Below are 19,276 nucleotides of genomic sequence, written 5' to 3' on the forward strand. Positions count from 1 at the left end.
CACAAGAGATAAGGAGTACACGTTGAGTACCGCCCTCACGCCCACCCCCGTCGACGAGCACGCAGAAATCCGCAAGATTCTTATGGATGCACGCAACGCTTCTGAGGGTCGAGCGACCGAGGTCGAACTGGACGACACAGCACCACTCATCGTGTACTTCTCCTCCATCTCAGGTAACACCCACAAGTTCGTGGAGAAGATTCGTGCCCGCCGCCTCCGCCTGCCGCTGCGCACCGGCGAGGACACCCTCATTCTTGATGAGCCGTTCGTGCTTATCGTCCCCACCTACGGCAAGCCTGAAGGCGCCGGTAACGTTCCCCCGCAGGTGGTTAAATTCCTGAACGTGGAGCAGAATCGCAACCACATGCTCGGTGTGATTGGCTCCGGCAACACCAACTTTGGTCCGCTCTTCGGTATCGCGGCAGATATTGTCGCCAAGAAGTGCGATGTGCCCGTGCTCTTCAAGTTTGAGCTCATGGGCACCGATTCAGATGTAGAAAAAGTCAACGAAGGATTGGAAGCATTTTGGACGCAAAACTGCCCTCAGCACTAGAAACTCTCGGTGCAGGCCACAACGGCAAGAGCGTGCCCGAGAAGTTCAAGGGTATGAGCTACCACGAGCTGAACGCGCTGCTGAACCTCTACGATGAGAACGGCCAGATCCAGTTCGATGCAGACCGCCAGGCAGCACGTCAGTACTTCCTGCAGCACGTCAACAACAACACCGTCTTCTTCCACGACCTGGAAGAGAAGATCGAGTACCTAATCGAGAACCAGTACTACGAGCCGGAACTCTTCGACAAGTACAACTTCCAGTTCATTAAGAACCTGTTCAAGCGCGCCTACGCCGTGAAGTTCCGCTTCCCGACCTTCCTCGGTGCCTTCAAGTTCTACACCTCCTACGCGCTCAAGACCTTCGACGGTCAGCGCTACCTGGAGCGTTTTGAGGACCGCGTCTGCATGGTGGCACTGCTGCTGGCAGAAGGTAACGAGAAGCTCGCCGAAGACATCGTCGACGAGATCATCTCCGGCCGTTTCCAGCCGGCAACCCCCACCTTCCTCAACGCAGGTAAGAAGCAGCGCGGCGAGCTCGTCTCCTGCTTCCTGCTGCGCATGGAAGACAACATGGAGTCCATCGGTCGCTCCATCAACTCTGCACTGCAGCTCTCCAAGCGCGGCGGCGGCGTGGCATTCGCCCTGACCAACCTGCGCGAGTCCGGTGCGCCCATTAAGAAGATTGAGAACCAGTCCTCGGGCGTTATCCCCGTCATGAAGCTGCTGGAAGACGCCTTCTCCTACGCAAACCAGCTCGGCGCACGTCAGGGTGCCGGTGCCGTGTACCTGCACGCACACCACCCCGACATCTACGCCTTCCTGGACACCAAGCGTGAGAACGCTGACGAGAAGATCCGCATCAAGACCCTCTCCCTGGGCGTTGTCATCCCCGACATCACCTTCGAGCTGGCGAAGAAGAACGAGGACATGTACCTCTTCTCCCCGTACGATGTGGAACGCATCTACGGCGTGCCCTTCTCCGACATCAACGTCTCCGAGAAGTACTACGAGATGGTCGACGATGCACGCATCACCAAGACCAAGATCAACGCACGCGAGTTCTTCCAGACCATCGCAGAGATCCAGTTCGAGTCCGGCTACCCGTACGTGATGTTCGAAGACACCGTCAACCGCGCGAACCCCATCGCCGGTAAGGTCATCATGTCCAACCTGTGCTCCGAGATCCTGCAGGTTTCCGAGCCGTCCACCTACCACGCTGACCTCGGCTACGAGACCGTCGGTAAGGACATCTCCTGCAACCTCGGCTCGCTGAACATTGCACTGACCATGGACGGTGACGACTTCGGCAAGACCGTGGAAACCGCGATCCGTTCGCTGACCTCCGTCTCCGACCAGTCCGACATCCGCTCCGTACCCTCCATCGAGCGCGGCAACAACATGAGCCACGCCGTGGGTCTGGGCCAGATGAACCTGCACGGCTACCTGGCACGCGAGCACGTCTACTACGGTTCCGAAGAAGCACTGGACTTCACCAACATGTACTTCTACACCGTCGCCTACCACGCAATCCGCGCCTCCATGCAGATTGCTAAGGAACGCGGTCAGCGTTTCGAGGGCTTCGAGAACTCGAAGTACGCATCCGGTGAGTTCTTCGCCAAGTACATTGAGAAGGAATGGGCACCGCAGACTGAGCGTACCCGCGAGCTGTTCGCTAAGCACCACATCCCCACCCGTGAAGAGTGGATTCAGCTGGCTGCTGACGTGGCACAGTACGGCATGTACAACCAGAACCTGCAGGCTGTTCCGCCGACCGGCTCCATCTCCTACATCAACGGTTCGACCTCTTCGATTCACCCGATTGCTTCGAAGATTGAGATCCGTAAGGAAGGCAAGCTCGGCCGCGTCTACTACCCGGCACCGTACATGACCAACGAGAACCTGGAGTACTACCAGGACTCCTACGAAATTGGTTACGAGAAGATCATCGACACCTACGCCGTGGCAACCCAGCACGTGGACCAGGGCCTGTCGCTGACCCTCTTCTTCCGCGATACCGCAACCACCCGCGATATCAACCGCGCCCAGATTTACGCATGGCGTAAGGGCATCAAGACCATCTACTACATCCGTCTGCGTCAGATGGCTCTTGAGGGTACCGAGGTTGAAGGCTGCGTATCCTGCATGCTCTAGCCCGAATGCTGTGACGCATTCAGCCTGAGCTGGCACACTATAACTAAAGACTGGAAGGGGCGGTTACGGTAAACACGCAAACCGCCTGCGCGACTGGCTGGCCGCGCGTGGCACCGTAACCGCCCCTTAAGAATCGGAGAATTACTAATGAGCGAAAAGGTGAAGCTCGTCGACCACGTGGTCGAGGCTATCAACTGGAACCGTATTGAGGACGAGAAGGACCTTGAGGTTTGGGATCGTCTGACCGGTAACTTCTGGCTGCCGGAGAAGGTGCCGCTGAGCAACGACGTGCCCTCCTGGAAGACCCTGACCGAGGAAGAGAAGCAGCTGACCATGCGCGTCTTCACCGGTCTGACCCTGCTGGACACCATCCAGGGTACTGTCGGTGCTGTGTCCCTGTTGCCGGACGCTGTGACCGCGCACGAAGAGGCCGTGTACACCAACATTGCGTTCATGGAATCCGTGCACGCAAAGTCGTACTCCTCGATCTTCTCGACCCTCGCCTCCACCAAGGAGATTGACGAGGCGTTCCGCTGGGCTGCTGAGAATGAGCACCTGCAGAAGAAGGCGAAGATTGTTCTGTCCTACTACACCGGTGACGACCCGCTGAAGAAGAAGGTTGCCTCCACTCTGCTGGAGTCCTTCCTGTTCTACTCGGGCTTCTACCTGCCCATGTACTGGTCTTCGCACGCGAAGCTGACCAACACCGCTGACCTGATTCGTCTGATTATTCGTGACGAGGCAGTGCACGGCTACTACATTGGCTACAAGTTCCAGCGCGGCCTGGCGAAGGAGTCCGCGGAGCGTCAGGCAGAGCTGAAGGAGTACACCTTCAACCTGCTGTACGAACTGTACGAGAACGAGGTGGCGTACACCCACTCCCTGTACGACGGTGTGGGTTGGAGTGAGGACGTTAAGAAGTTCCTGCACTACAACGCTAACAAGGCTCTGATGAACCTGGGCTACGAGCCGATGTTCCCGGCGTCTGTGACTAACGTGTCCCCGGCGATCCTGTCGGCACTGTCCCCGAACGCTGATGAGAACCACGACTTCTTCTCCGGTTCCGGCTCTTCCTACGTGATCGGTAAGGCTGTGAACACCGAGGACGAGGACTGGGACTTCTAAGGCTGAAAGCTCTAAGGCTGGGACTTCTAAGCACCCTTTCTCGCTGTGAGATATCAGGCTGAGATAAACCGAGCGGAACCCCCGCGTGTCCACTGTGGATGCGCGGGGGTTCCGCCGTTTAACCGGGTGCGGAAGCGGGGGAAAAGACGCGCAGAAACAGGGGAGCGAGAGCGGTTTTACCGATTCCGGTTGCCGGAATTTTTACCTTCACCCCGTAGCATAAAAAATTATTGATATATCGGGGTGCGGGGCGTACTCTGATACGACTAACTATCAACGCAGATTTGAAAGGAACATCATGCATTCAGTTGTTATGGAAGCCCCCGGCAAGGTTGTCGTCAACGAAGTTGAGAAGCCGACCCTGCTCGAACCTACCGACGCCATCATCAAGCTCGCAGCATCCTGCATCTGCGGCTCCGACCTGTGGCCCTACCGCGGCGCACAGCCCGTCGACCACCGGGCAATGGGCCACGAATACATCGGCGAAGTCGTCGAGGTCGGCTCCGAGGTCACCACCGTAGCCCCCGGCGACTTCGTCGTAGGCTCCTTCTGCATCTCCTGCGGCGAATGCGAAACCTGCACCGCAGGCTACCCCTCCCGCTGCCTCAAGGCCATCGCAGCTGGCGACGCCTTCATCGGCGCACGCTCCAACGGCACCCAGGCAGAATACGCCCGCGTACCCTTCGCAGACGGCACCCTCGTCAAGACCCCCGCCGCACCCACCGCAGAGCAGATTCCGCACCTCATGGCGGCATCCGACGTGCTCGGCACCGGCTGGTACGCAGCGGACGCAGCTGGCGCAGCCCCCGGCAAGACCATCGTCGTTGTTGGCGACGGCGCGGTCGGCCTGAGCGCAGTCATCGGCGCTAAGCAGCTCGGCGCGGAGAAGATCATCATCATGTCCCGCAACCCCGAACGTCAGGCGCTCGCTAAGGAATTCGGCGCAACCCACATCGTGGAGGAGCGTGGCGAAGAGGGCATCGCCAAGGTCATGGAGCTCACCGACGGCGTGGGCGCACACGGCGTGGCGGAGGCTGTTGGCACCCAGCAGTCCTTCGACCAGGCTCTCGGCTGCGTACGCCACGGCGGCTACATCGGCTTCGTGGGCGTGCCGCACGATAGCTCCATCGGCACCGATGCGCTCTTCGGCAAGCAGGTTCACCTGGAGGGCGGCCCCGCCCCCGTGCGCAAGTACCTGCTGACCCTCATCGACCTGATTTACAAGGGCGAAATTGAGCCCGGTAAGGTCTTCGACCTGGTCCTGCCCATCGACGAGGCAGCTAAGGGCTACGAGGCAATGGACCAGCGCACCGCCACCAAGGTTCTGCTGACCATGCCGTAATAGCCGGTCGTAGCGCCGGTTCTTGTGCCGGTCACCGTCCCGGTAACTCGGCGCGTATGCGCTACTGATCCCCGCACCGACCCTGCCCGCTCCACGTGAGCGTGGGGTACCGGGTGCGGGGATTAGTGCATTAAAAATTGAGTTTATTTGTCGGAGTTCGGCGAGGTGAGGGACAAATGCGTGAGCTAAGGCATAGAATAAAAGAGCATGATTCGTACAACTCGAAGGATGACAATGACGAAGAAGCCTTTCCCTTCCGACCTCGAAATCGCACTTGCCGCCGATCTCTGGCCCATTAACAAGATCGCAGCAGACAATGGCATCAGCGAAGATCGCCTTGAACCCTACGGCAAGTACGTCGCTAAGGTCCTCCTCGACGAAACCACCAACGCAGAGACCGCCCGCAAGCGCGGCTCCAAGTACATCGTGGTTACCGCTGTCACCCCCACCCCGCTCGGTGAGGGTAAGACCGCAACCTCCGTCTCCCTCGCACAGGGCTTCGCACAGACCGGCCGCAAGGCAATCCTGGCTCTGCGTCAGCCCGCAATGGGCCCGACCTTCGGCATTAAGGGCGGCGCAGCGGGCGGCGGCTACTCCCAGATCGTTCCCATGGAGAAGCTGAACCTGCACCTGACCGGCGACTTCCACGCCGTCACCGCAGCACACAACCTGCTTGCCGCCATGATTGACAACCACCTGCACCACGGCAACGAGCTGCGCATCGACCCGCGCGCAATCGAGTGGCGCCGCGTTATCGACATGAACGACCGCTCCCTGCGCAACATCGTCGTGGGCCTGGGCGAACGCATGGACGGCGTGGTCCGCGAGACCGGTTTCGACATCACCAGCGCCTCCGAAATTATGGTGATTCTCTCGCTGGCAACCTCCTTCAAGGACCTGCGTGAGCGCCTGGCAAAGATTGTCATCGGCCTGAACTACGACGGCGAGCCCGTCACCGCAGCCGACCTGAAGGCTGACGGCGCAATGTCCGTCATCCTGGCAGACGCAATCAACCCGAACCTGCTGCAGACCCTGGAGCACACTCCCGCACTGATTCACGCGGGTCCCTTCGGCAACATCGCAACCGGTAACTCCTCCGTGGTCGCCGACTACGTTGGCCTGGAGTACTCCGACTACGTGATTACCGAGGCTGGCTTCGGTGCCGACATGGGTGCGGAGCGTTTCTTCAACGTCAAGTGCCGCGTCTCCGGTCTGAAGCCGGACGCAGCAGTGCTCGTCGTAACCGTGCGCTCCCTGAAGTCCCACTCCGGCCTGTACAAGATTGTTCCCGGCAAGCCCCTGCCCGAAGGCATGCTGCAGGAAAGCCCCTCCGACGTCGAGAAGGGCGCAGAGAACCTGAAGAAGCACATCGAGATTGTGCGCAACTTCGGTGTTCAGCCGGTCGTGGCAATCAACGCCTTCCCGACCGACTTCGAGTCCGAGCACGAGACCATCCGCCGTATCGCTGAGGAAGCTGGCGCTCGCGTCGCTATCCACCGCGGTGTGGCTGAGGGCGGTAAGGGCACCACCGACCTGGCAGACGTGGTTGCTGAGGCATGTGACGACGTTTCGGATCTGAAGTACACCTACGATCTTGAGGACTCCATCGAGACCAAGATTGAGAAGGTTGCGACCAAGGTCTACGGTGCGGACGGCATCTCCATTGCTCCCGCTGCCGCTAAGCAGCTGAAGCGTTTCGCTGAGCTGGGCTACTCGCACCTGCCCGTGGTTATCGCGAAGACCCACCTGTCCATCTCTTCGGATGCAACCCTGAAGGGCGCACCGACCGGCTGGACCCTGCCCGTGCGCGAGGTTCGCCTGGCTGCAGGTGCTGGTTACGTCTACGCAATCTGCGGCACCATGCGCACCATGCCGGGCCTGAGCAAGAGCCCCGCAGCTGAGCGCATCGGCTTCGACGAGAACGGCGTGATGGTCGGTCTGTCCTAAGGTGGACTGTTCCAGCTGATATATAGCTAGTGGAGGCGGCGCTCCTTCCCCCAGAGCGGGGGAGGGGCGCCGCCTTTGCTGTGTCCGGGTAGCGTGTGCCCGGTGGTATATGATTGGCGGTTTTGCTGTGTGCATGAGGCGGGTTTGTGGCGCTTGAGAGAAAGGAAGACGTATCTGAAAACGAGTTTGAAACCAGGCTGAAACTGGGCTGACATCAGGGGGAATCCAGGGGAGCGAAGGAATCTGAAACCCCTGGTGGAGGGGACTTTCAATCTTTCATTGAGGCTTGTGGGGTGCCTAATCTGAGGGTGGAATTGGTACGTGCGGGTTAATAATTGGGCTCTATTTATGCTTGAAGGTCAGGTTTTATTAAACAATCTTTGGAGGTTGATTTTTGAATAGCCCACTATCTTGCATTGTGTGAAAATATGGTGTTGACTAGGTATTTTGATTTTTTAGGAGGGGCTTACTAGGTGTGCTCAATGAACCTAACGAGGGGTGCAATATTATTGTTTTGTAATAAAACCTCCACTTTAAGGGGAGTCTACAGGGGTAAAACAGACCAATTGATTTTGCCCTCGCGCGAATAATTGTGCAGATTTTGAACGGTGGGCGGTGCATTTTTTCCGGTTTATGTAGTTGCAACTACTTGAAGATACTTTTACCTTAACCCTCTACTTCCGCGGAATACCGGGCTAAAACCGGGTATTGAGCCTTTATGATTGGTGAGCATGAAGCTCAAGTTAAAGGTGCACTAAAGTGCCAAAAGAGGGAAAATCTAAAATTATTTTGGGTGAAATAAGTCACATATAAAGTCGAAAAAAATGAAATTGGTACGTATGGATACCCTAAAAAACACCTCTTTTTATTACAGAATGATTACATTGAGGCATGGGTCACTAAAACTGGCTCTCCGTACCAAATTGGGTTGTAAAACAGCCCCCAAAAAGTTCGCTACTATTGAGTCATCAAGTAATCGTGAGATTTCCAAAGTCCTCGGGTTGCTTGTGTTTGAGTGAGTGATAGATACCCCTGGGTGTCATGAGAAGCGACTGTGTATCGATGCGCAGTCGCTTCTCTGTTTAACTTTCGAATTTCAGTTGGAATCTCAACCGGAGCCTGCCTAATCCGCACTGAGTCTCACTGAGTCTAATCTGTGCCGAGCTTGCTTCGGAGTCTGTTCCATACGCATCCCGCACATGCATCCCGCACGTTCAATGCCGAATGCGCTGATAGGGGAGTATTACGCATAGGTGCCTGCTGGGCTGTCGCAACCCCTACACTGGAACTATGACTACTTACCCCGAACCCACTCTTATCTTTGAGAACCCCGAGCTGACCGTCCGCGCGCTCAGCGTCTCCGAGATGGACAATAGCGTCTACCTCATCACCATGCGCGCCACCGGCGAGCAGGTGCTCATCGACCCCGCAGCCGACGCAGAAGAACTCTACGCCTTCACCCTCGACGCGCTCCTGAATGACTGCCCGCAGCTCGAACTGACCGACTCTGAGGACCGCCGCGTGCGCGTCATAGAGAAGGAAGAAGACTTCAACTCCCTCAAGCCCCGTGCTATCGGTTTGACCGGCATCCTCGTTACTCACGGCCACTGGGACCACATCCGCGCTATTGAGGAACTCGACCACCTCACCGGTGCTGTTACCTCCGCGGGTGCAGCTGACGTTGCCGAAATTAAGGAGCTGGAAGACTACACCGTCGAAGAGGAACTGACCGGCGGCGAAAGCTTCGACTTCTACCGCTCCGACACCGTCATCCGCGCCCTGCACGTGCCCGGCCACACCCCCGGATCCATCGTCTACACCCTCGAAACCACCTGGGAAGACGGCACCCCCGCAACCCTGCTGTTCACCGGCGACTCGCTCTTCCCCGGCGGCGTGGGTAAGACCGACTCCCCGCAGCAGTTCGGTGAGCTCTTCTCCAACGTGCTCGAAAAGCTCTTCGGCGGCTTCGAAGACGACGCCATCGTGCTACCCGGCCACGGTCGCTCCACCACCCTCGGTGACGAGCGCCCCCACCTGGAAGACTGGGCAACCCGCGGCTGGTAAACCGCGCCTGACGAATTGCGCCTCCTAGTCCACCTCATATAAGTACTGCACCCTCATGCCTTCACCGCCCGCATAATCTCGCCGGTGAAAGGCGTGAGGGTGTAGAATTTAAGTTCGAAGATTAAGACGAAAGGATTTTCGATGACACCCCGCCCGGCACACGGAAGCACCGCACTCAAAGCGAACGATCTGACCAGCATCCGGGTTCAGGGTGCCCGCGAAAACAACCTCAAGAACGTAGACCTGACCATTCCGCGCGATGCGATGGTTGTCTTCACCGGCCTTTCCGGCTCCGGTAAGTCCTCCCTCGCCTTCGACACCATCTTTGCGGAGGGTCAGCGCCGCTACGTCGAGTCGCTGTCCTCCTATGCGCGTATGTTCCTCGGCCAGGTCGACAAGCCCGATGTTGACTTCATCGAGGGTCTCTCGCCGGCGGTGTCCATCGACCAGAAGTCCACCTCCAAGAACCCGCGTTCGACCGTCGGTACCATCACCGAAATCTACGACTACATGCGTCTGCTCTGGGCGCGTATCGGTCACCCGCACTGCCCCGAATGCGGTGAGGAAATCACCCAGCAGACCCCGCAGCAGATCGTGGACATTCTGCAGGAGTACCCCGAACGAACCCGCCTGCAGATTCTTGCACCCGTCGTCAGCGCACGCAAGGGCGAGTTCGTAGACCTGTTCAAGGACCTGCTCACCCAGGGCTACTCGCGCGCCCGCGTGGACGGCGAAACCGTGCAGCTCTCCGACCCGCCCAAGCTCGCCAAGCAGTACAAACACACCATCGAGGTGGTCGTCGACCGCATCGTTATCAAGGACGGTATTCACCAGCGCCTGACTGACTCCATCGAAACCGCGCTCAAGCTCGCCGACGGCCGCGTGCTCATCGACTTCGTGGACCGCGAGCAGGACGACCCCGAACGCACCCGCTCCTTCAGCGAAAACCTCGCCTGCCCCAACAACCACCCGCTGCAGATCGACACCATCGAGCCGCGCGCCTTCTCCTTCAACTCGCCGTTCGGCGCGTGTAGCGCCTGCGACGGCATCGGCTCGCGCCTGGAAGTCGACACCGAACTGCTCGTACCCAACCCCGACCTGACCCTCGGTGAGGGCGCTATCGCCCCCTGGTCGCAGGGTAAAGCAACCACCGAATACTGGCTGCGCTTGCTCGCCGGCCTGGGGGAGGAGCTCGGCTTCGACCTGAACACCCCCTTCAAGGACCTGCCCGCCAAGACCCGCGCCGCCATCCTGGACGGCAAGGACTACAAGGTCGAGGTGTCCTACCGCAACCGCTTCGGCCGCGAACGCCGCTACACCTCCGGATTCGAAGGCGTGAAGGCGTACATCAAGCGCAAGCACGAAGAAACCGAATCGGACTTCGCCCGCGACCGCTACGAACAGTACATGCGCCAGGTCGCCTGCCCCTCCTGCGGTGGCGCACGCCTGAACCCAACCATCCTCGGCGTGAAGGTCGGCGGCAAGTCCATCGCAGACATTACCGACCTGTCCCTCGCCAACGCACTCGCCTTCGTGCGCGGTCTGCAGCTCAGTACCCGCGAAGCCAAGATTGGCGAGCAGGTCCTCAAGGAAATTGACGCGCGCCTGCAGTTCCTGCTGGACGTGGGCCTGGACTACCTGACCCTCTCACGCTCCGCCGGCACGCTCTCCGGCGGTGAGGCGCAGCGCATCCGCCTCGCCACCCAGATTGGTTCGGGCCTGGTTGGCGTGCTCTACGTGCTCGACGAGCCCTCCATCGGCCTGCACCAGCGCGACAACCGCCGCCTCATTGAGACCCTGACTAAGCTGCGCGACATGGGCAACACGCTTATTGTGGTTGAGCACGACGAAGACACCATGCGCGAAGCCGACTGGATCGTGGACGTAGGACCCGGCGCAGGCGAGCACGGCGGCGAAATCGTGCACTCCGGCAGCTTCGAGGAGCTGCTGAAGAACACCAAGTCCATCACCGGCGACTACATGGCTGGCCGCCGCAACATTGAGGTGCCCGCCTCCCGCCGCCCCGTGGACAAGGAACGCCAGCTGACCGTGCGCGGCGCCCGCGAAAACAACCTTAAGAACGTGACCGTGTCCTTCCCGCTGGGCGTGTTCACCGCGGTGACCGGTGTGTCCGGCTCGGGTAAGTCCACCCTCGTCAACGACATTCTGTACACCGCCCTGGCGAACAAGCTCAACGGCGCCAAGCAGGTACCCGGCCGCCACAAGAGCATCGACGGCCTGGAGCACCTGGACAAGGTCATTCACGTGGACCAGTCGCCCATCGGCCGTACCCCGCGCTCGAACCCGGCCACCTACACCGGCGTGTTTGACCATATCCGCAAGCTCTTCGCGGAGACCAGCGAAGCGAAGATGCGCGGCTACACCCCGGGCCGATTCTCCTTCAACGTCAAGGGCGGCCGCTGCGAGGACTGCTCCGGCGACGGCACCCTGAAGATTGAAATGAACTTCCTGCCGGACGTGTACGTGCCCTGCGAAACCTGCCATGGCAAGCGCTACAACCGCGAAACCCTCGAAGTGCACTACAAGGGCAAGACCATTGCCGACGTGCTCGAAATGCCCGTGGAAGAGGCGGCAGAGTTCTTCGCCGCGTTTACCCCGATTGCGCGCCACCTGAACACCCTCGTGGACGTGGGCCTGGGCTACATTCGCCTGGGTCAGCCCGCAACCACCCTCTCCGGCGGTGAGGCGCAGCGCGTGAAGCTCGCCACCGAACTGCAGAAGCGCTCCAACGGCCGCTCCATCTACGTGCTGGACGAGCCGACCACCGGCCTGCACTTTGAGGACATTCGCAAGCTGCTCGCCGTACTGCAGTCGCTGGTCGACAAGGGCAATAGCGTCATCACCATCGAGCACAACCTGGACGTGGTCAAGTGCGCCGACTGGATTATTGACATGGGTCCCGAAGGCGGTAGCGGCGGCGGCACCGTGATTGCCGAGGGCACCCCGGAGCAGGTGGCTCAGGTGAAGGGCTCGCACACCGGTGCGTTCCTTGCCGAGATTCTGAACTAGTCGAGAACTTGAACTAGCCGAGACTTGAACTAGAGGAAACCTACGTGACTGATACTCAAGGAACCGAACCTAACTCGGGAGCCGAGCACTCTGCGGGTGCTGCGGGCTTCGGTGCGCGCCGAGACGCTGTGAACCGCGGTGCCGTGACCACCCTGGACCGGGCGCGGCACATCCTGCACACCCAGCTTGAGGCGGACTTCTGCCAGGCGCCCGGTTCGATTAGCCGCGCCCTTCAAGAGATGCGCGACAATCCCGAGGCCGAGAGCCTGCCGCTGCTCGCCACCGTGCAGCCTCCCTCCGAGAAGATGGGTGCCGCACGCCGCCGCAACGACGACATCTGGGAGTTGCGCGTCGCCAACTACGCGAGCGTCGGCATTCTCTGCGCTAAGCATCCGCGCGTGCTGGAGAAGGCGATTGACTACATGCTCGGCGACCAGTCGAACTGGCTCGGCGACTACGCGCAGCTTCGCCAGCTCAATGAACTGCTCACCCCCTACACCCAGCAGGTCAGCGGCACGAGCATCTACTACACGCCCGGCCGCGCCCTGCTGAACTCGGTCGTACCCGAGGGCGTGCAGGCACAGGAGGTCAAGTGTGCCGTGCCCGGTGTGGGCATGATGCGTCGCGTTGACCCCGCAGAGCTGAAGGCGGCGTTGCTTGCCGAAATCACCGGCGAACGCACCATCCGCAGGGAGGCAAACGCCTCCGCGGGTGCGCTTGAGGTTGACCCGGAGGACACTGAGGCACGCGTGACCCGCCTGCGTGTGGAGCTGCTGGATGCTGAGCAGATCGAGTCGTTCCGCGGGGATAAGCGTTACTCGAACGCGCTGGGCTTTAGTGAACGCCGCCCGGATGGGCTGGTGCTTGCCGCATACCCGGTGGACGAGGACGCACCTGAGGCATCTGATGCAGCCGTAGCGGGGGAGAGCCCCGCGCTCGCAGACCCTATCGCTATGGTTGGCCTGAGCGATGATTCGCCGATTATGCGCCAGATTGGTATTGATGTGTTGCCCGCCTGGCGCGGTGCCGGCATCGCCAGTTCCCTGGTGCGTGATGCCGCCCGACTCACCCTGGCGGAGGGGTACCTGCCGTTCTACGGTACGAGCCCGTCGCATATGCTGTCGCAGAGGGTGGCGATGAACGCTGGGCTGGTGCCGACCTGGTGGGAGTATGTCTCCACCAGCCTGAACGATTTGCCCATGGACTAGTTGTCCATGGACTAGAGCCGCCCGAGCTAGGCATAACGCATATACAGAAAGCCCCCGAGATTGGAGTCTCGGGGGCTTTCTGCTGCTGAATTTCACGCGCTGTGAGTTTCACGGGCTACGAGTTTCGCGCGCCGGGATTTTCTCGGCTTTCAGCGTCTTGCGGCTAACTCTCTAAAGCTCCGCGCCGTTGCTGGCAATCACCTCGCGGTACCAGTGGAAGGACTTCTTGCGGTAGCGTGCCAGGGTGCCGGTGCCATCGTCGTTGCGGTCCACGTAGATGAACCCGTAGCGCTTGGACATCTGCGCGGTGGAGGCGCTAATCATGTCGATGCAGCCCCAGGTGGTGTAGCCGAGCACGTTCACGCCATCCTCAATCGCCTCGCGTACGGCGTGCAGGTGCTGGCGCAGGTAGTCGATGCGGTAGTCATCCTCCACGGTGAGTTCGCCGTTCACCTCGACCAGTTCGTCGCGGGCGCCCAGGCCGTTCTCCACGATGAACAGCGGCTTCTGCCAGCGGTCCCAGTACTGGTTGAGGACCACGCGCAGGCCGGTCGGGTCGATCTGCCAGCCCCATTCGCTGGCGGGCAGGGTCGGGTTCGCCACGCCGCCGAGGATATTGCCTTCGCCGCGCTCGCCTCGTGCCGGGTCACCGGTGGCGCAGGTGGACATGTAGTAGCTGAAGGACACGAAGTCCACGGTGTTCTTCAGGTCTTCGCGGTCCTGCTCGGTGATGTTCAGTTCCACGCCCTTCTCACGCAGGGCACGCAGGAAGTAGCCGGGGTAGGCGCCGCGCACGTGCACGTCACCGAACGCGAAGTTCGCCTGCTCCGTCTGCATGGCGGCGAGTACATCGGCGGGGTCGGGGGTGAGCGGGTAGGTGGGCATAGCAAGAATCATGCAACCAATCTGCGCGCCGGGTGCCAGTTCGCGTGCCGCAGCGGTGGCGCGTGCGGAGGCGACCAGCTCGTGGTGCATCGCCTGGTACAGGTCTGCGTCGCTGAGCTGATCCGCCGGGGTGTTAATGCCGCCGGACATGAACGGCAGGTGCAACATCGAGTTGATTTCGTTGAAGGTCAGCCAGTACTTTACGCGCTTGCCGTAGCGGGCGAACACGGTGCGGGCGTAGCGTTCGTAGAAGCCGATGAGTTCGCGGCTGGTCCAACCGTTGTACTGTTCGACCAGGTGCAGCGGGGTTTCGTAGTGGCTGAGGGTGATGAGCGGCTCCATGCCGTGCTTTTCGAGCTCGTCGAGCACGCGGTCGTAGAAGGCGAGGCCCGCCTCGTTCGGCTCGGATTCGTCGCCGCGGGGGAAGATGCGCGACCAGGCGATGGAGAAGCGGAAGACCTTGAAACCCATCTCTGCGAGCAGGGCTATGTCTTCGCGGTAGCGGTGGTAGAAGTCGATGCCCTCCAGCTTGAGGTTGTCCTCGGTGGGTTCCGCAGTGCGCGGGTACAGGCCGCCGGCGGGCAGCACATCCTGCAGGCTGGGGCCCTTGCCGTCTTCGTTCCAGGCGCCTTCGAACTGGTTGGCAGCGGTGGCGCCTCCGAAGAGGAACCCGTCAGGGAATGCGCCGAGCGGCTGCGGCTCGGTCAGCGCCGGGTTGGAGTTGGGCAAAGAGGTGGTTTGGGCGGTGATGTGCTGGTCCTGATGCACGGCATCCTCCAGGGTGCTTTGGGTCTTTCTTCTACCCTAGCGGAGGGGGTGGGGGATTGCTAGATTTCGCACTGTAACCGCGGCAAAAACCGCCGCGCAGACCGTCCTGCGGGTACGCGAAAGCCCGGCATCCTCACACGAAAATTCACGTGAGAATACCGGGCTTTTATAGAGCGCTTGACGCTGAGCTACGCTATCGCGGGGGCCTGCGCTACTAGTTAGCGAAGCCGAGTGCGAACAGCCACGCGGTACCAACCGACCCCCAGATGACGAGGTTCACGATAGCCGCCATGAAGCCGATCTTGAACCATTCGCTCACGCTGAAGTAGCCGGAACCGTAGTACACGCCTGCCGGGCCGGAGGCGTAGTGGGTGATGCCGCCAATCAGGTTACCCATGAAGCCGAGGAACAGCGCCGCAAACATCGGCGGAACACCGGCGGTAACCGCCGCACCGAGGAACACGGCGTACAGGGCCACGATCTGGGCGGTGTTCGAAGCGAACATGTAGTGGATGAAGAAGTACGCCAGAACCAGCACGGTGAAGGCCAGGGGCCAGGCCATGCCGCTGACGCTGTGGGCGGCCTGCTGACCAATCCAGTCCACGACCTTGAGCTTCTTGAGGTGGTCCGCCATGCCGACGAGCACGGCGAAGAAGATGAGGGTGGACCATGCGCTGGAGTTCTTCGCCAGGTCCTTCCAAGTCAGGACCTTGGTGACCAGCAGAATTGCGATGCCGAAGAACGCGGCGCTGGTGGCGTCAATACCCAGGGAAGTACCGGTAACCCACAGGACCAGCAGCATCACGAAGGTGCCGAGCATGATCCATTCCTTGGAGCTCATGGGGCCCATTTCGTGCAGTTCCTGGCGGGCGTGCTCGGGTGCGTCCGGGGTCTTCTTGATGGTCGGCGGGTAAATCTTCGACATAATCCACGGCATCACAATCAGCGCGGTAAGGCCGGGAACGATAGCGGCGAGCGCCCAGGTGCCCCAGTCAAGGTTGACGCCGCGGTCGTGCGCGAACTTCTGCGCCAGCGGGTTACCGGCCATCGCGGTCACGAACATGGCGGCGGTGATGGTGTTGACCTGCGCCTCGGTCATGAGCAGGTAGGAGCCGAGCTTACGGCGCGATTCGGGGGTCTCGTTCGTGGAGCCGTTGACCTCGGAGAGGGAACGGATAATCGGGTAGATCACGCCACCGGCACGCGCAGTGTTGGAGGGGGTGGCGGGGGCGAGAACCAGGTCGGTGATTGCCATACCGTAGGACAGACCGAGCGAGGACTTGCCGAGCGCACGCACGAACAGCAGGGCGATGCGCTTGCCCAAGCCGGTAATGAGGAAGCCGTCGGCGATGAAGAACGCGGCAACAATAATCCAGATGGAGGAGTTGCCGAAGCCGGTCAGCGCCTCGTTCTTTGCCGCCATGGTGCCGGTAATCATCGCGGCACCCAGGCCGACGAGCGCCACGGACGGGGTCGGCAGCGGCTGCAGGATCAGGCCGAGGATGGTGCCGACGAAGATGGCGAGCATGTGCATGCCGCGCGGGTCGACGCCTTCGGGGGCGGGAACGAACCAGATGGCGAGGGTTGCTACGAGGATGATGGCAACGTGCAGAATCAGCTTGTTTCGCTGTTTGCGGGCTGCGGTCGCCTCCTTGCCGTTCACCTCCGGTTTGGATGCGGCGGCGGCCGCTGTGTTCGTGGACTGTGACATGTCCGTACTCCTTATGTGAAACGTACAGTTTGGTCCGTGGCGGGTGGCTCCGTCACGGTGTGCGCGTTTCTTCTGCGTTGTCATGCTGTGTTGTGTACTTGTGGCAACGTGTGGGATGCCACGTAGTCCTTTAATCGTAATGGTTTGGATTCACGGAGTGAAGAAATTCAGCATAAAAAATGTGAATATGGCTGGGTGTATCGGCGGGTGGTATTCTGCGGAAAATAACCGGGGGAGAACGCCGGGGGAGAGCCGAGGAGAGCACCGGGCGAGCGCCGAGGAATGCGCCGCCCTTGAGCTACCCCTGAGCTGCTCCTGGGTCGCCCTTGAGACGCCCCGCCACCCACACGCCAGCGTGATGGGCGCAACGTAAAATAGGAACGTGCAGATTATTCGAGAGACCGGCCCCGAGTCCGGCGAAATCCTTATTCACCACGACCAGACGGTGCAGATGCTCCGCGAGGTGGCAACCGGCAAGCGTGAAGCCACTTTGCGCATGTATCAGCCGAACCCGACGGTCGCGTTCGGCCGCCGTGATGAGCTGAACCCCGGCTTCGCGGAAGCCTCTGCGGCGTGTGTCGAGCACGGCTTCGAGGTGCTGGTGCGCAAGGTCGGTGGGCATGCCGCCGCCTACCATCAGGGGTGCCTGGTCGTGGACCATTTTCAGCCCGCCTCCGACGCCCGCAGCGGTAACACCCTACGCTACGAACTGTTTGGTTCCATGTACGCGCAGGCGCTGCGTGAGGTCGGCGTGGATGCGCGCATGGGTGAGATTCCGGGGGAGTACTGCCCCGGCGAGTATTCGGTGCACGCGCAGCTGCCCGCATCCGCAGGTGGTGGCCGCATCAAGCTGGTCGGCACCGCTCAGCGCGTGGTGACCGGCGGCTGGTGGTTCAGTACCGGCATCGTGGTCTCTGATTCTGCGCCTCTGCGGGCGGTCACTGCGGATGTGTACCGTGCTCTCGGCATGGAGCTGGACCCCGCCACGGTCGGCGCCGCACAGGACGCGAACCCGAGCCTGCTCATGGAAGATTTGGAAGACGCCATCGTTGAGGTGTACGCCCAAAACGGCTTTCACTAGGTGATTCACCGGGCTCGTTTTCACCAGCCTGTTTTATCTCTGACTTTTACCCCTAAACCACCCCGATTACCCCCGATTTACCCCACCTGAAGCGAAGGAGCATCCATGCGTTGGGCACAGATTAAAGACTCGAAGGGCAGCCGCGCGGTCTGCTTCTTTGAGGAGACCGTGTACGAGCTTCCGGCGAAGCTCAGCCCGCTACTGAATTTCTACAGCCGGTTCCGTCTGAACTTTGGCGACCCGAAGAACGCCGTGGCAATCCTGAAAGAGAACGGCGCGACCGTCATGGGTCACGGCGAGGAGCTGTGGAATTCCCTGCCGTTTATTCGCCCGCTGGATAAGCCCGGCAAGATTGTGTGCGCCGGCTTGAACTACCGCGACCACGCCGCAGAAATGAACCTTGAGGTGCCCGAGTACCCGGCGCTGTTCGCGAAGTTCCCGAACGCACTGATTGGCCCCGGCGAGCAGATCCGCATGCCCGCCGATGACGGCACCGGCAGTACGAAGGTCGACTGGGAGGTTGAGCTCTGCCTGGTCGTGGGCGCTCGCCTGCGTAACGCCACGGAGGAGCAGGCGCTTGATGCCCTGATGGGTTACACGGTCATGAATGATGTGTCGGTGCGTGACTGGCAGGGCCGTTCCTCGGAGTGGTTCCAGGGCAAGAACTGGGACGCGATGACTCCGTTCGGTCCGGTGATTGTGAGCGCCGATGAGGTTGACCCGGTTGTCGGCCTGGAGCTCGTCTGCGAGGTGGACGGCGTGGTGCGTCAGCGCGGCACGACGGCGGATATGGTGTTCACCCCGGCGCAGCTGCTGTCCTATATTTCTCGGTTCATGACCCTGGAGCCGGGTGACCTGGTGGCGACGGGTACGCCCGCCGGGGTTGGCTTGTCGTTGCATCCGCGTCAGTGGTTGAAGCCGGGGCAGACGGTGCGCACCCGCATTGAGGGTATTGGCGAGCTGGTGAATGTCTGCTCGGAGGCGGGCGCACTGTAACTATCTCATGCTGTAGCTATCCTGCGCTGTGGCTATCCTGCGGCGCTGTAAACCTGCCGTAGTTCTCGTGGTTATCTCGTAGCTCTGTGAGCAATCGCGGATGAACCCACGCCGGTGTCTGCAGGTATCTGCCGTGGGGTGTACTAGAAAGACCGCGTAAATAAATAATTATGCACTCCGCATGTGTTTTTGAGGCGCATGCGGGGTGTTTTTTATTCCTTTCAAAGCTCCCGGTGGGTGGCTTGGAATTCTTGGGGTACACCGCGAAGCGCGCTCCGTGTGGGGGATTGTGGCGTATGCATGGTTACACACTGTCAAACACACGAAAAGTTTAAACTTTTACGTGAATCTTAGTGTTTTTCGGTGGGTTCTGTGGGTCTAAGTAGATAAATCAAGGGGCTTTGCCTGGGGGT

12 protein-coding genes are annotated in these 19,276 nt (G+C 60.4%); 10 read left to right on the forward strand and 2 right to left on the reverse strand.

Annotated features, from left to right (window positions below; genetic code table 11):
• The first annotated feature begins 22 nt into the window (after positions 1 to 22).
• The 8 genes from nrdI (at position 23) to AB8E48_RS01750 (ending at position 13,422) form a co-directional block, all read left to right on the forward strand.
• Positions 23 to 553, forward strand: coding sequence for a class Ib ribonucleoside-diphosphate reductase assembly flavoprotein NrdI (gene nrdI / locus AB8E48_RS01715; RefSeq protein ID WP_368885573.1), 531 nt, complete (start codon positions 23 to 25; stop codon positions 551 to 553).
• A complete protein-coding gene (gene nrdE / locus AB8E48_RS01720; RefSeq protein WP_070615837.1) occupies positions 526 to 2,706 on the forward strand; it encodes a class 1b ribonucleoside-diphosphate reductase subunit alpha in 2,181 nt (726 codons plus the stop codon). The genes nrdI and nrdE overlap by 28 nt, the downstream gene beginning before the upstream one ends.
• A 147-nt stretch (positions 2,707 to 2,853) precedes the next feature.
• Positions 2,854 to 3,831: a class 1b ribonucleoside-diphosphate reductase subunit beta gene (nrdF, locus tag AB8E48_RS01725; RefSeq protein ID WP_049342043.1), complete on the forward strand. Its 978-nt coding sequence runs from the start codon at positions 2,854 to 2,856 to the stop codon at positions 3,829 to 3,831.
• A 298-nt stretch (positions 3,832 to 4,129) separates the two neighbouring features.
• Complete coding sequence (locus AB8E48_RS01730; RefSeq protein WP_368885574.1) at positions 4,130 to 5,173, forward strand: zinc-binding dehydrogenase; 1,044 nt, start codon at positions 4,130 to 4,132, stop codon at positions 5,171 to 5,173.
• A 234-nt stretch (positions 5,174 to 5,407) separates the two neighbouring features.
• Positions 5,408 to 7,120, forward strand: coding sequence for a formate--tetrahydrofolate ligase (locus AB8E48_RS01735; RefSeq protein ID WP_005508799.1), 1,713 nt, complete (start codon positions 5,408 to 5,410; stop codon positions 7,118 to 7,120).
• Positions 7,121 to 8,410: 1,290 nt separating this feature from the next.
• A complete protein-coding gene (locus tag AB8E48_RS01740) occupies positions 8,411 to 9,184 on the forward strand; it encodes an MBL fold metallo-hydrolase (RefSeq protein ID WP_368885575.1) in 774 nt (257 codons plus the stop codon).
• A 141-nt stretch (positions 9,185 to 9,325) separates the two neighbouring features.
• On the forward strand, positions 9,326 to 12,214 hold the full coding sequence (gene uvrA, locus AB8E48_RS01745; protein ID WP_368885576.1) for an excinuclease ABC subunit UvrA: 2,889 nt from the start codon (positions 9,326 to 9,328) through the stop codon (positions 12,212 to 12,214).
• A 44-nt stretch (positions 12,215 to 12,258) separates the two neighbouring features.
• A complete protein-coding gene (locus AB8E48_RS01750) occupies positions 12,259 to 13,422 on the forward strand; it encodes a GNAT family N-acetyltransferase (protein ID WP_368885577.1) in 1,164 nt (387 codons plus the stop codon).
• A gap of 171 nt (positions 13,423 to 13,593) precedes the next feature.
• Here AB8E48_RS01750 and AB8E48_RS01755 read toward each other — a convergent pair whose 3' ends face one another.
• Together AB8E48_RS01755 and AB8E48_RS01760 are read right to left on the reverse strand one after the other, a co-directional pair.
• A complete protein-coding gene (locus tag AB8E48_RS01755) occupies positions 13,594 to 15,075 on the reverse strand; it encodes a glycoside hydrolase family 1 protein (RefSeq protein ID WP_368885578.1) in 1,482 nt (493 codons plus the stop codon).
• Between the two features lie 214 nt (positions 15,076 to 15,289).
• Positions 15,290 to 16,786, reverse strand: coding sequence for an anion permease (locus AB8E48_RS01760; protein ID WP_368885579.1), 1,497 nt, complete (start codon positions 16,784 to 16,786; stop codon positions 15,290 to 15,292).
• Between the two features lie 382 nt (positions 16,787 to 17,168).
• Between AB8E48_RS01760 and AB8E48_RS01765 the strand changes: the two genes are divergently transcribed.
• Positions 17,169 to 17,867, forward strand: coding sequence for a biotin/lipoate A/B protein ligase family protein (locus AB8E48_RS01765; RefSeq protein WP_368885580.1), 699 nt, complete (start codon positions 17,169 to 17,171; stop codon positions 17,865 to 17,867).
• A 105-nt stretch (positions 17,868 to 17,972) separates the two neighbouring features.
• Positions 17,973 to 18,863, forward strand: a complete 891-nt coding sequence (locus tag AB8E48_RS01770) for a fumarylacetoacetate hydrolase family protein (RefSeq protein WP_368885581.1) — start codon at positions 17,973 to 17,975, stop codon at positions 18,861 to 18,863.
• Positions 18,864 to 19,276: the final 413 nt, after the last annotated feature.

The sequence above is a fragment of the Rothia mucilaginosa genome (genome assembly GCF_964211445.1).
GTDB classification, from domain to species: Bacteria; Actinomycetota; Actinomycetes; order Actinomycetales; family Micrococcaceae; genus Rothia; species Rothia mucilaginosa_E.